Genomic DNA, 14,145 nt, shown 5'->3' on the forward strand with positions numbered 1-14,145 from the left:
ATTTTTAGGGCTAAGATAATAACCTGGGGGGAAAACAAATGAAATGGTTAAAAAACATGTTCGCACAAAATTATGACGAAGATATCGATTTTTCTGATACTCATGAAAATATTATGTTCGAGGAGGTTAAACCTGTGATAAAAGAAACCGTATATACACCTCCTGTTTCTATTCGTGCAGCACAAACTGTAAAAGAAAAAAAGGAGGTTAGTCTTACAGAGTTGGTAACAGTAACTATGTCTGGATACGAAGCGACTGGTGATGTTGCAAAATATATTAGAGACAAAAAGCCTCAAATTGTAAATATGGAGAGATTGTCTGACCCAGAAATTCAACGTGCTATTGATTATTTGTCTGGCGTTAGCTATGCCGTTAACGGTACGCTCGAAATGTTTGCATCMAAAATTTATGTTATGCTACCAGAATCCATTACTCTAAAGAGAGACTGAAACTAAATGAAAATTAATTGGGAAAACATAAAATCAGCTGAGGAAAAGCTTTTTCTCAAAACTATTAGTAAGTACGAATCAGAATACAGGGAGTTCTTTACTGATTTTTATGAAACCGACTGGGCAAATGGTGTTTTATCTAAATATACAACCGATTTTTATTTGYTGGGTGGATACCCCRAAGCTAGCCGCTCGATTGTATGTATCACACCGTTTGATGAGCCCCTCGTTAATCCCATTGCTATACTTAAAATAGACGTAAAAACTGGGTTTGGTAAAGAATTAACGCACAGAGATTTTTTAGGCAGTATTTTATCTCTTGGAATTAGTCGAGCAAAAATAGGAGATATCGTTGTCACCTCTTTTGGTGCCTATGTATTTTGTCATATTGATGTTGCAGAATATATACGATTTAACCTATCGAAAATTGCTCGATTTACCAAAATCGAAACCTCTATTATTAGCAATAACGAACTCGAAATACCTGTACCCAAATTCACCGAAATTACTACTTCGGTTTCTTCACTGCGAGTCGATGTTATTTTATGTGCTATATTTAATCTTTCACGCAACGAATCTAGCAAACTTATTAAATCCGAAAAAGCTAAGTTAAATGGGCTGGTTATAAATAATAGTTCATTTAGTGTAAAAACAGGTGATACTCTTACACTTAGAGGCTACGGAAAATTAATTCTAGACGAAATAGGTGGCCTCAGCAAGAAAAAGAAAATTTACATTAAAGTTAAGAGATTTTAATAAAAGGGGATATTACATGTTATACATTGAAAATATCAGAAACAAAGAATTTAAAAAAACTACCTTGCGTGGGTATAGCATAGAAGATGTTGACTCGTTCGTTCAAGACGTATGCGATACTATCGAGACTCTACTTGCTGATAACCAGGCACTTCAAGATCAAAATACCAATTTATCCCAGGCAATTCAATATTACAGATCCATGGAGCAAACCATTCAAAACGCTCTGGTTCTTGCCGAAAAAACAGCTTCTGATACCAAACGCAATGCCGAAGAATCCGCTATTAGCCAAAAGCAATCTATTCTAAAAGACATAGAAACACTTAAACATAGCGCACGAATTGATGCTCAGCAAATGAGAGAAAAAGCTCGAAGCGATGCCGCGTCTATTCGCAACGAGGCGATCAGGAGCGCTCACGATATCGATTTAAACACCAAGGCATTGCTCGAAAAAAGTAAAAATGAGCTACAGGAGCTTGTTAATTCTTATAACAAAATCTATGCTATCATTACAAATACGGTTAGGGAACATCTCACAAATTTAGAAAAACCTTCTCCTATTGAAAGCATTAGTAAATCAGTTGAACTTTTAACCAGTACAATAGATCGTCGCTTAAAACATACGCCTCCATCTCCCGAACTTGAACCAGTGGGGTCTGAGATAAAGCAAACCGTTACACCTAAAATAATTCGTCCCAAAGTGACATCTCCTGARGTTGCGGCGACTCCTGAGGTTGCGRCRACTCCTGAGGTTGCGGCGGCTCCTAAAGGTACGACGGCTCCTAAAGGTGCGGCAACTCCTAAAGGTGCGNCGNCTCCTAAAGGTGCGGCGGCTCCTAAAGGTGCGACGACTCCTAAAGGTGCGACGACTCCTAAAGGTGCGRCRGCTCCTGAAGTTGCGACGRCTCCTGAAGTTGCGTCAGCTATGGCGACTCCTAATGTTGTCGCATCGGTGACAAATCCCAAAACTCAGTCTACTAAAATTAAAATTAGTAAGGTCATTCGTCACAACACCACAGATAATTCAGTTCTTGTTGATGAACCCGAACCTACTCAACCAAATACTCCGCAAGCCAATGCTCCACCAAGAGAATCTCTATTTTTTGATCCATCTGAAGTTATTCAAACCGCTGGTACCATACAAAATCTTCTCAGCAATGCCATAGATGAATTGGTCCAAACTGTTAACCTTTCACCTACAAATCCAAATGTTACCAATGTTACTGATGCTACCAAGAAAGGAATACAATGACACTTTTATTACTATTTATTTCTATTATATTAATTGTTGCTGATCAGCTTGTAAAGAGGTGGGCTGTCAATACACTACAAGGTGCGGCCGATATTCCGATCATTCAAGATGTTTTTCATTTTGCGTATGTCGAAAATCGTGGCGCGGCATTTGGTATGTTCCAAGACAGGCAGTGGTTTTTTATTATCATTACCATTATCGTTTTGGGAGGAATTTTGTTCTATTGGCCTCGAATTCCTCACACTAAGTTGGGAACGTTTTATAAAATTTCTCTCACACTTATTATCAGCGGTGCCATTGGCAATTTGATCGACCGCGTCTTCTTGGGATATGTTGTCGATATGTTTTACTTTATATTAATCGATTTTCCTGTATTTAATATTGCCGATGTATGTGTTGTGACGGGCACCATTTTCCTTGCCGGAGGTCTTATGTTAGAAGACTTTTTTGCTGCACACAAAAATAAAATAGAAAAAGGATGACATTTTGAACGATAAACTACTTTTAACAATAAATAATATTGCCGATATACGAGTAGACAAATTTTTAACTGAGCAGCTGCCTCAGTATACACGCTCATATATCCAAAAACAAATAGAGCTCGGTTTGCTTCTTATAAATGGTAAAGTCGCACCAGCTCGAACTCGAATTAAAACTGGAGATACCATTGAGTTTACTATTGCGCCTCCTCGCGAAGTTGATATTACTCCGAGTGAGATTAAGCTCGATATTATATATGAAGACTCCGATATTTTAATTGTAAATAAACCCAAAAATATGGTTGTTCATCCCAGTGCAGGGCATTACAATGATACACTCGTTAATGCTCTGCTTTTTTATGCCAAAGATAGCTTGTCTGGCATCAATGGCGAAATTCGTCCTGGCATTGTTCATCGAATAGATAAGGACACCACCGGCCTTCTTATGGTTGCCAAAAACGATCATTCTCACGTATTTTTATCAGATCTTCTCAAGGATCATAATATTGAACGAAAATATAATGCGCTAGTATATGGAAATATAAAAGAAGATTTTTTCACTATTGATAGACCTATTGCTAGAAATCCTAAGGATCGCAAGAAAATGGCTATTGTAGAAAATGGCCGACGCGCTGTTACCGAATGCCGCGTCCTTGAACGCTTTGGCAATGCCACTCATATCGAGCTTTCGCTTCAAACAGGGCGCACTCACCAAATTCGAGTACATCTAACTAGTATAGGTCACCCACTTCTGGGGGATCCTTTATATGGACGCTCAAAGCATTTATTTAATCTGCAAACTCAGATGCTCCATGCGCGGGTGTTGGGTTTTATTCATCCTTCATCACAACAGTTTATGCGTTTTGAGAGTGTATTGCCAACCGAATTTTTACACACCATCGGGAGGTTACAGATGCTATAGCTTCTATAGATGCTACTATATTAACAAAGGAGTTTATATTTATGAAAATTGAATTAATTGCCGTTGGAAATGAAGTTGTATATGGTTATACTGTCAACACCAATGCTAGCTTTATGTCTAGTGAATTTGAAAAATATGGATTAGAAGTTTGCTATCACACTGCTATTCGCGATAGGTCCGAGGATATTTGCAATGCTCTAGATGTTGCAAAGGCGCGTGCAGATATGATCATTTTATGTGGTGGATTGGGGCCTACTAAAGATGATCTKACCAAAGAGGTTGTTGCGGAGTATTTTGGACTAGAATTGATCCTATGTGAAGAAGCTTATGACGAGATCAAAGAATTTTTTAGAAAGCTTCAAAAAACTATGCTAGATAGTAATTATAAACAAGCCCTGCTCCCTGCCACTGCGTCGCTTATTCCTAATCATAACGGCACTGCCCCTGGTTGTGTRTTTGATCATGAGGGCATTACTGTTGCTTTATTTCCTGGGCCTCCTCGAGAGCTTCGCCCTATGTTTGACTACTTTATTAAGAATTTTGTTCTTAAGATGTTAGATACGATGTGCTTAACCGAAGAAGTTCGTTTGCTTGGTATTGGCGAAAGCTACATTGCTGTTGAAATCGATGACCTCCTTGGTGTCTTTGCAGACCGTCGCGTTGAGGTTGCTCCCTATTTGGGCGAAGGGTTTGTTAGCATCCGCATCAAGGGATATGGCCATTCAGAAGATGAAATTTTAACCAATATAAATTATTATAAAAATCAGATCGTCGAACGATTAAAAACTTTTGTTATTGGCGATACTAAAAAGGTAGCAGAAGAACTGGTCTATGACCTTCTATCTGAAAAATCTTTTACTATTACTACTGCAGAATCTTGTACGGGCGGTATGCTTGCTTCGAGATTAATTAATGTGAGTGGTGCGTCTAATATTATTAACGAGGCTTTTGTAACATATTCTAACGCGGCAAAGATAAAGACACTAGGTGTTACGGAAGAAACGCTGAATAAATATGGTGCGGTAAGCGAAGAAGTTGCTCGTGAAATGGCCTTAGGTGCGCAAAAACTAACTGGTGCAGACGTTGCTATTTCAACAACCGGTATTGCAGGACCCACTGGTGGCACTATTGCTAAACCCGTTGGTCTAATTTATATAGGCATTGCATTAAACAATAACATAAGTTGTTTTAAAGTTAATTTATACGGTACGAGAACAGAGATTAGAAGCCTCACTACGGCATATGCGTTACAGCATCTCGCTCGACTGCTACAAAATTTTTAATATTGAGGAGTATATATGAATACAGATGCACTAAAAGCAGTTGAAGAAGCTGTATCAAAGATTGAGAAAAAATTTGGAAAAGGCTCCATTATGAAACTTGGAGATTCTATAAATACAAAAATCAAAACATTTTCTACCGGAGCAATTAGCCTCGATATTGCTCTTGGCGCTGGAGGTATTCCTATTGGCAGAATTGTMGAGGTATTTGGCCCCGAATCTTCTGGAAAAACCACTTTAACACTCCATATGATTGCAGAGGTACAAAAAAGCGGAGGCATAGCCGCATTCATAGATGCGGAGCATGCTCTAGACCCTGAGTATGCGCAAAGGCTGGGCGTAAACATTTCCGACTTGTATGTTTCGCAACCCGATAACGGTGAGCAAGCATTAGAAATTGCCGAAACTATGGTTCATTCTCAAGCCATAAACCTTGTTGTAATAGACTCTGTGGCAGCGCTAGTTCCGCGTGCGGAGATCGACGGAAATATGGGTGATTCTCATGTCGGTCTTCAGGCTAGGCTTATGTCGCAAGCACTTAGAAAACTTACAGGGCTAGTAAATAAATCCAATTGTACAGTTATATTTATTAATCAGCTTCGAGAAAAAGTGGGCGTTATATTTGGTAATCCCGAAACAACCCCGGGCGGACGCGCGCTCAAGTTCTATTCTTCTGTACGACTTGATATCAGAAAAGCCGAAACTATCAAGAATGCGACAGAAATAATCGGCAGCAAAACTCGTGTAAAAGTTGTTAAGAATAAAATTGCTCCTCCATTTAAACAAGCAGAATTTGATATTATCTATGGCGAAGGAATTTCTTCTATTGGAGATATATTGGACACAGCCGTTAATATTGACATCGTTGCTAAAGGTGGAGCTTGGTATTCATATAATGGCACGAAAATCGGACAAGGCCGAGAGAATGCCAAAAAGTTCTTACAAGAAAACCAGTCAATTTTAAACGAAATTGATACAGCCGTTCGAGATTATTATGCCTTTAAGAGGTTTGATAATTTGCAAAACTTAGAAATTACCGAACACTTTGATGATTTGGGTGAATTTGATGATTCAGATGACTTAGACGACTTAGACGACTTGAACAACGCATCCAGTATATAAAATATTTACTCAGAAAAAATCACCAAAATCACTAAATTTGATGTGCCATATACACTTATTAACCAATTCGATATAATGAAATGGGCAACTATAACCATTGCCCATTTTTTTATTGGAAAATAATGTAATGTCATCGCATATTTATAGTTAATGTTTTGTAACAAATACCGATTGACAGATTACCTTTTTATTACTATAATAGTAGAACATGGAAATAATTAAAATGGTATTTTTCACAAATATGATTTTAACCCTTGCTTATTTCTAGTATTTTTTATGCCTAAATACATATATGATAAAAACCGTTAAGATCATTTTTATATTTCCAGAATAATTATATCAAAATTAGGAGGATAATATTATGAAAAAATTCTTTGCATTCACAATCGCAAGCATTATCTCTATCGGAAGCTTTGGCTCTGTCATGGCTGCCGCACCTGCCGCTCCAACTGTTACCGTTCCACTTCCTACTATGTCTTTCGAAACTGCTGACGGATGGGCTGTTGGYGGGCCTGCTGCTCAATTCGAAATTGTCACTAACGCTGGCGTTGTAGATGGAACTCAGGCTCTTAAGGTTACTGCGACAACTCGCCAAACCGACTGGAACATTCTTACAAAACTTGGAATCAATGCTCCTGCCGGCACCCTTTGGTCCGTACCAGAAGGGCATGTTGTTGCTGCAACTATCACCAATCCTGCTGCTACTGATCTTCAAATTAGATGGAATATTTCTGATAGCGCAAACAATGGTAGGATGGCATATTTCCTAGTTCCTGCCAATAGTACTCGCGAAATTATGTATACGGCTGAAACTTTCGGTGAGCCTGGCGTCGCTAACGGATCTTGGAAAACTGATGGATATGGCCAAAAAGGCGTCGACGAAACTGCTATCAAAGCCATGAGTTTTTATGTTGCCGAACCAGAGCTCGAAAAAGTTATGCCTGGTGTCGCGTCTCCAGTTTATATCATCGACAACATCATTCTCAAGCCAGCTCCTGTTGCTGTACCTGCGCAATAGTCAGTTGCCGAACCAGAGCTTGAAAAGTTATGCCTGGTGTCGCATCTCCATCTTATATCATCGGCAACATCACTCTTAAACCAGCGCCTGTAYCTGCGCAATAGTCAGTTGCCGAACCAGAGCTYGAAAAAGTTATGCCTGGTGTCGCATCTCCATCTTATATCATCGACAACATCACTCTTAAACCAGATCTCGTATCTGCGCAATAGTCAGTTGCCGAACCAGAGCTTGAAAAAGTTATGCCTGGTGTCGCATCTCCATCTTATATCATCGGCAACATCACTCTTAAACCAGATCTCGTATCTGCACAATAATTATTTATCGAGGAGGATAATATTATGAAAAAATTCTTTGCATTCGCAATTGCRGGAATTATCTCTATCGGAAGCTTTGGCTCTGTCATGGCTGCCGCACCTGCCGCTCCAACTGTTACTGTTCCACTTCCTACTATGTCTTTCGAAACTGCTGACGGATGGGCTGTTGGTGGGCCTGCCGCTCAATTCGAAATTGTCACTAACGCTGGCGTTGTAGATGGAACTCAGGCTCTTAAGGTTACTGCGACAACTCGCCAAACCGACTGGAACATTCTTACAAAACTTGGAATCAATGCTCCTGCCGGCACCCTTTGGTCCGTACCAGAAGGGCATGTTGTTGCTGCAACTATCACCAATCCTGCTGCTACTGATCTTCAAATTAGATGGAATATTTCTGATAGCGCAAACAATGGTAGGATGGCATATTTCCTAGTTCCTGCCAATAGTACTCGCGAAATTATGTATACGGCTGAAACTTTCGGTGAGCCTGGCGTCGCTAACGGATCTTGGAAAACTGATGGATATGGCCAAAAAGGCGTCGACGAAACTGCTATCAAAGCCATGAGTTTTTATGTTGCCGAACCAGAGCTCGAAAAAGTTATGCCTGGTGTCGCGTCTCCAGTTTATATCATCGACAACATCATTCTCAAGCCAGCTCCTGTTGCTGTACCTGCGCAATAGTCAGTTGCCGAACCAGAGCTTGAAAAAGTTATGCCTGGTGTCGCATCTCCATCTTATATCATCGGCAACATCACTCTTAAACCARCGCCTGTATCTGCGCAATAGTCAGTTGCCGAACCAGAGCTCGAAAAAGTTATGCCTGATGTCGCATCTCCAGTTTATATCATCGGCAACATCACTCTTAAACCAGATCTCGTATCTGCGCAATAGTCAGTTGCCGAACCAGAGCTTGAAAAAGTTATGCCTGGTGTCGCATCTCCGGTTTATATAATCGACAACATCACTATCAAGCCAGCTCCTGTTGCTGTACCTGCGCAATAGTCAGTTGCCAAACCAGAGCTCGAAAAAGTTATGCCTGGAGTTGCATCTCCATCTTATATCATCGGCAACATCACTCTTAAACCAGATCTCGTATCTGCGCAATAGTCAGTTGCCAAACCAGAGCTCGAAAAAGCTACGCCTGGTGTCGCATCTCCAGTTTATATCATCGGCAACATCACTATCAAACCAGCGCCTGTATCTGCGCAATAGTCAGTTGCCAAACCAGAGCTCGAAAAAGTTATGCCTGATGTCGCATCTCCATCTTATATCATCGGCAACATCACTCTTAAACCAGCGCCTGTATCTGCGCAATAGTCAGTTGCCAAACCAGAGCTCGAAAAAGTTATGCCTGGTGTCGCATCTCCATCTTATATCATCGGCAACATCACTCTTAAACCAGATCTCGTATCTGCGCAATAGTCAGTTGCCGAACCAGAGCTCGAAAAAGTTATGCCTGATGTCGCATCTCCATCTTATATCATCGGCAACATCACTCTTAAACCAGATCTCGTACCTGCGCAATAGTCAGTTGCCAAACCAGAGCTTGAAAAAGTTATGCCTGGTGTCGCATCTCCATCTTATATCATCGGCAACATCACTCTTAAACCAGATCTCGTATCTGCGCAATAGTCAGTTGCCAAACCAGAGCTCGAAAAAGTTATGCCTGGTGTCGCATCTCCATCTTATATCATCGGCAACATCACTATCAAACCATCACCTGTATCTGCGCAATAGTCAGTTGCCAAACCAGAGCTCGAAAAAGTTATGCCTGGTGTCGCATCTCCATCTTATATCATCGGCAACATCACTCTTAAACCAGATCTCGTACCTGCGCAATAGTCAGTTGCCGAACCAGAGCTTGAAAAAGTTATGCCTGGTGTCGCATCTCCATCTTATATCATCGACAACATCACTCTTAAACCAGATCTCGTATCTGCGCAATAGTCAGTTGCCGAACCAGAGCTTGAAAAAGTTATGCCTGGTGTCGCATCTCCATCTTATATCATCGGCAACATCACTCTTAAACCAGATCTCGTATCTGCACAATAATTATTTATCGAGGAGGATAATATTATGAAAAAATTCTTTGCATTCGCAATTGCGGGAATTATCTCTATCGGAAGCTTTGGCTCTGTCATGGCTGCCGCACCTGCCGCTCCAACTGTTACTGTTCCACTTCCTACTATGTCTTTCGAAACTGCTGACGGATGGGCTGTTGGTGGGCCTGCCGCTCAATTCGAAATTGTCACTAACGCTGGCGTTGTAGATGGAACTCAGGCTCTTAAGGTTACTGCGACAACTCGCCAAACCGACTGGAACATTCTTACAAAACTTGGAATCAATGCTCCTGCCGGCACCCTTTGGTCCGTACCAGAAGGGCATGTTGTTGCTGCAACTATCACCAATCCTGCTGCTACTGATCTTCAAATTAGATGGAATATTTCTGATAGCGCAAACAATGGTAGGATGGCATATTTCCTAGTTCCTGCCAATAGTACTCGCGAAATTATGTATACGGCTGAAACTTTCGGTGAGCCTGGCGTCGCTAACGGATCTTGGAAAACTGATGGATATGGCCAAAAAGGCGTCGACGAAACTGCTATCAAAGCCTTGAGTTTTTATGTTGCCGAACCAGAGCTCGAAAAAGTTATGCCTGGTGTCGCGTCTCCAGTTTATATAATCGACAACATCACCATCAAGCCAGCTCCTGTTGCTGTACCTGCGCAATAGTCAGTTGCCGAACCAGAGCTCGAAAAAGTTATGCCTGATGTCACATCTCCATCTTATATCATCGGCAACATCACTCTTAAACCAGATCTCGTATCTGCGCAATAGTCAGTTGCCAAACCAGAGCTCGAAAAAGTTATGCCTGATGTCGCATCTCCATCTTATATCATCGGCAACATCACTCTTAAACTAACGCCTGTATCTGCACAATAATTATTCATCGAGGAGGATAATATTATGAAAAAATTCTTTGCATTCACAATCGCAAGCATTATCTCTATCGGAAGCTTTGGCTCTGTCATGGCTGCCGCACCTGCCGCACCTGCCGCTCCAACTGTTACCGTTCCACTTCCTACTATGTCTTTCGAAACTGCTGACGGATGGGCTGTTGGCGGCCCTGCTGCTCAATTTGAAGTTGTCACTAACGCTGGCGTTGTAGATGGAACTCAGGCTCTTAAAGTTACGGCTACAACTCGCCAAACCGACTGGGGCATTCTCACTAAGCTTCATGTAAATCCAGCAGCTGGGACCATTTGGAGCGTACCAGAGGGCCAGGTTGTTGCCGCATCTGTTACTAATCCGTCCGATCAAGGTCTTCAAATTAGATGGAATATCTCTGATAATGTTGGCAATACCAGGATGGCATTTTTCCTAGTTCCTGCCAATAGTACTCGCGAAATTATGTATACGGCTGAAACTTTCGGTGAGCCTGGCGTCGCTAACGGATCTTGGAAAACTGATGGATATGGCCAAAAAGGCGTCGACGAAACTGCTATCAAAGCCATGAGTTTTTATGTTGCCGAACCAGAGCTCGAAAAAGTTATGCCTGGTGTCGCGTCTCCAGTTTATATAATCGACAACATCACTCTCAAGCCAGCTCCTGTCGCTGTACCTGCGCAATAAATTTTCTGAATTACATTATTACAACAGGAGCCTTGCGTATAACTTCTTTATGCAGCTCCTATTGTTACGTTTATATGAAATAATCAGCTAGGAGGATTACATCGTGAAGAAATTTATTAATTTAACAATCATAGTATCTATCTCTATTATAAACTTTTTCACTATTAGTATTTTCGGTGTTGCATCATCAAATCCACCACCTTTGGCTCCTATCTCTGTTACATGTAGCGAAGTTACGAACTGGGAGATTAYAAAATCTAATAGCTCAATAATGGCGGAAGATGCCACCGGAAGTGTTCAGACTTTGCAAGTAAATATACCTCGCCACTCAACCAATATCTCTGATAATGCCAAGCTCAATGCAAAGATGACATCGCTCTCAAACCAGCATCTGTTACTACGCTTGCATGATGATTTATCAAAGAGGAAAATATTGCCAAAAACTACAGTTGCTGTACAATAAATTTATTTTTATTACACCAGGAGTCTCGCATATAACTCTTTTTACAACTACTATTACTACATTAATTATTACCTAGGAGGTTTATCATGAAGAAATTTATTACTTTAGCAATCGCCGGAATTATCTCTGTTGGAAATTGCGTTACCGTTGGCGCCTTCGGTATTCCAGCATTCGATCGAGCACCTTTAGCTCCTATCTCTTTTGAACTTGGAGAAGTTATGAATTGGCAAGGATCTAATAGTTCGATAGTTACACAAGGGGCCACAGATGGTATTCAGGCTTTGCACGTAAATATACCTCACCACTCAACCAATAGCAATGCTAAGCTCGTTGTAACACCTGCTAACAAATTCGTTTGGCAGTTAGGCATCAACACATCTATTGCCGCAACTGTTACCAATCCCGGAACAGAATTGATTCAGCTTAGGGCCGAAATTGTAGACCTAAGGACCAACTCCGCAATGACAGACTTTTCAATACCTGCTGGCACTTCTATGGATATAGTTTTGGACCCTGCAAACCCAGGCGCTGCCAAAACTGTTTGGGGCAACGGCATCGATACTAGTTCTATCCGCAGCCTCAAATTTTATTTTCCTGAAACTAGCGCGATGAAAAATCTCACTGATGCGTCGTATATTATAGATAACATAAGACTCGTTCAACCTCCAGCAGTTTCTACTTTTCCTACTACATCATTTGAAGCTTCGGAATCAAACTGGCATGTAACTGGCGCAGCGCCTATCACGCAGTTTGTAGTAACCGAGGCGCCAACAAATGTGTTTGCTGGTATCATCGACGGAACTAGTGCACTAAAAATAACCATTCCCGAACGCCAATCAGACTGGGAAAAAGTTACCAAATTGCATATAATTCCAGAAGGCCAAGTTTGGGATATGGGGGACAGAACCATGATTACTTTATCTGTTACCAACGACAATGACCACGCGCTTCAACTTCGCGCCAACATTGCCGATGCCGACAAAAATACTCGAATGGTATACTTTTCGATTCCAGCAAACGCTAATAAAGAAATCGTTATCGGTGCTGAGCAGCTAGGAACTCCTGGAATTCACAGCGAGCGGTGGTTCTATGATACGGAAGGTTATTTCGGAAAGGGTATTAATAAGCATAAAATTACAACGCTCGAATTTTTTATTGCAGAACCAGAAGTTGCCGTTATGGAAGGCATAAACAATTTTTCTTATACCATTGATAATATTAGAGTAAAGTAACCGCAGCATCACCTATTGCCGCATAATCATTTATTTAGGAGGATTTATTATGAAAAAATTTATTACATTAGCGATCGCTGGAATTATCTCAGCAGGAAGCTTTGGCTCTGTCATGGCCGCTGCTCCTGCGTCACTTGCAACATCTTTTAATTCCATTTCTTTCGAAGATGGCGAAGCTGTTAATTGGCAAGTTACTGGCCCTAACGCTACTAGCGCCGTAGTTACATCTGGCTCGACTGCTGGGCTCAAAGCTTTGCAAGTAAATATGACCAGCCGCGCAACCGATGCCAAMAACATAACTCGACTCACTGCAAAGCCATCTGCTGGAAGTGTTTGGAACATCGGCGTCGGCACCTCTATTGCAGCCAACGTTACCAACCCCGGAACAGAGCTGATTCAACTTAGAGCTACAGTTAAAGAYGCAAAGGGCAACTCCAGAATGGCATACTTTTCAATTGCCGGTGGCGCTTCTGCGGAAATAGTTTTGAGTCCTGTTAAGCTTGGCTCGGCAACTCCTGGTGTTAYCGAAAATGTTTGGAGCGGCGACGGCTACGCAGGAAAGGGCATCGATCCTTCTTGTATTACTAGTATAGAATTTTATTTTTCTGAAGCCGAAGCTGTTGTTATGAAAGGTGTCACTAGCGCATCGTATATTATAGATAACATCAGAGTTGTTCAACCAGCTGCAATACTAACTTTCCCWACYACATCGTTTGAGCCTGGCGAAAGCAACTGGTCCGTAACTGGCGCCGCACCTATCAAAGAAATCGTAGCCACTGGCGCAGTCGACGGAACCAATGCGCTTAAAATAACTGTTCCCGAACGCCAATCTGACTGGAGCAAAATTACCAAATTGAATATAATTCCAGCAGGTCAAACTTGGGATATGGGCGCTGCAACTATGATTACTGCACATATTACCAACGACAATGACTATCTCGTTCAGATTCGTGCCAATATTATAGACGCTGACAAAAATACTAGAATGGTATATTTTACTATTCCACCAAAAACTAACAAAGAAATCGTTATAGATGCAGAAAGACTAGGAACTCCTGGGGTTCAGGCAGCGCTTTGGAAAGGCGATGGATACTCTGGAAAAGGGGTTAACAAAAATAAAATTACAGCGCTTGAATTTTTTGTTTCTGAACCAGAAGCCGCTGTTATGAAAGATATCACAAGCTTTTCGTACATTATTGACAATGTTCGAGCAAAATAATTGGAG

At 41.3% G+C, this 14,145-nt stretch carries 14 protein-coding genes; all 14 read left to right on the top strand.

The window, feature by feature from the left end:
* Window positions 1-38: 38 nt before the first annotated feature.
* The 14 genes from sepF (at window position 39) to EPU_RS05730 (ending at window position 14,139) form a co-directional block, all read left to right on the top strand.
* Window positions 39-449, top strand: coding sequence for a cell division protein SepF (gene sepF / locus EPU_RS05665; protein WP_010167496.1), 411 nt, complete (start codon window positions 39-41; stop codon window positions 447-449).
* Between the two features lie 6 nt (window positions 450-455).
* Complete coding sequence (locus EPU_RS11670; RefSeq protein WP_052296467.1) at window positions 456-1,205, top strand: YlmH/Sll1252 family protein; 750 nt, start codon at window positions 456-458, stop codon at window positions 1,203-1,205.
* 16 nt (window positions 1,206-1,221) lie between these two features.
* On the top strand, window positions 1,222-2,457 hold the full coding sequence (locus EPU_RS05675) for a DivIVA domain-containing protein (protein ID WP_029488093.1): 1,236 nt from the start codon (window positions 1,222-1,224) through the stop codon (window positions 2,455-2,457).
* On the top strand, window positions 2,454-2,939 hold the full coding sequence (gene lspA / locus EPU_RS05680; RefSeq protein ID WP_010167502.1) for a signal peptidase II: 486 nt from the start codon (window positions 2,454-2,456) through the stop codon (window positions 2,937-2,939). The genes EPU_RS05675 and lspA overlap by 4 nt, the downstream gene beginning before the upstream one ends.
* Before the next feature lie 4 nt (window positions 2,940-2,943).
* Window positions 2,944-3,858 (top strand): RluA family pseudouridine synthase, encoded by a 915-nt coding sequence (locus EPU_RS05685; protein WP_010167503.1) that lies wholly within the window; start codon window positions 2,944-2,946, stop codon window positions 3,856-3,858.
* A 41-nt stretch (window positions 3,859-3,899) separates the two neighbouring features.
* Window positions 3,900-5,141, top strand: coding sequence for a competence/damage-inducible protein A (locus EPU_RS05690; protein WP_010167505.1), 1,242 nt, complete (start codon window positions 3,900-3,902; stop codon window positions 5,139-5,141).
* Between the two features lie 15 nt (window positions 5,142-5,156).
* The gene (recA, locus tag EPU_RS05695) at window positions 5,157-6,260 is read left to right on the top strand and encodes a recombinase RecA (protein WP_010167506.1); all 1,104 of its coding nucleotides are present in this window, start codon (window positions 5,157-5,159) and stop codon (window positions 6,258-6,260) included.
* Window positions 6,261-6,621: 361 nt separating this feature from the next.
* On the top strand, window positions 6,622-7,278 hold the full coding sequence (locus tag EPU_RS05700; RefSeq protein WP_010167508.1) for a hypothetical protein: 657 nt from the start codon (window positions 6,622-6,624) through the stop codon (window positions 7,276-7,278).
* 338 nt (window positions 7,279-7,616) lie between these two features.
* Window positions 7,617-8,273 (top strand): hypothetical protein, encoded by a 657-nt coding sequence (locus EPU_RS05705; RefSeq protein WP_010167510.1) that lies wholly within the window; start codon window positions 7,617-7,619, stop codon window positions 8,271-8,273.
* A 1,395-nt stretch (window positions 8,274-9,668) separates the two neighbouring features.
* On the top strand, window positions 9,669-10,325 hold the full coding sequence (locus tag EPU_RS05710) for a hypothetical protein (protein WP_010167514.1): 657 nt from the start codon (window positions 9,669-9,671) through the stop codon (window positions 10,323-10,325).
* Between the two features lie 234 nt (window positions 10,326-10,559).
* The gene (locus EPU_RS05715; RefSeq protein ID WP_010167516.1) at window positions 10,560-11,225 is read left to right on the top strand and encodes a hypothetical protein; all 666 of its coding nucleotides are present in this window, start codon (window positions 10,560-10,562) and stop codon (window positions 11,223-11,225) included.
* Between the two features lie 103 nt (window positions 11,226-11,328).
* On the top strand, window positions 11,329-11,688 hold the full coding sequence (locus EPU_RS05720) for a hypothetical protein (RefSeq protein WP_010167517.1): 360 nt from the start codon (window positions 11,329-11,331) through the stop codon (window positions 11,686-11,688).
* 86 nt (window positions 11,689-11,774) lie between these two features.
* On the top strand, window positions 11,775-12,920 hold the full coding sequence (locus EPU_RS05725) for a hypothetical protein (RefSeq protein ID WP_010167518.1): 1,146 nt from the start codon (window positions 11,775-11,777) through the stop codon (window positions 12,918-12,920).
* A gap of 49 nt (window positions 12,921-12,969) precedes the next feature.
* Entirely contained in the window at window positions 12,970-14,139 is a 1,170-nt protein-coding gene (locus tag EPU_RS05730; RefSeq protein WP_029488095.1) for a hypothetical protein, read from the top strand.
* Window positions 14,140-14,145 lie beyond the last annotated feature (6 nt).

Source organism: Candidatus Epulonipiscium viviparus (genome assembly GCF_000171335.1).
Lineage (GTDB): Bacteria > Bacillota > Clostridia > Lachnospirales > Cellulosilyticaceae > Epulonipiscioides > Epulonipiscioides viviparus.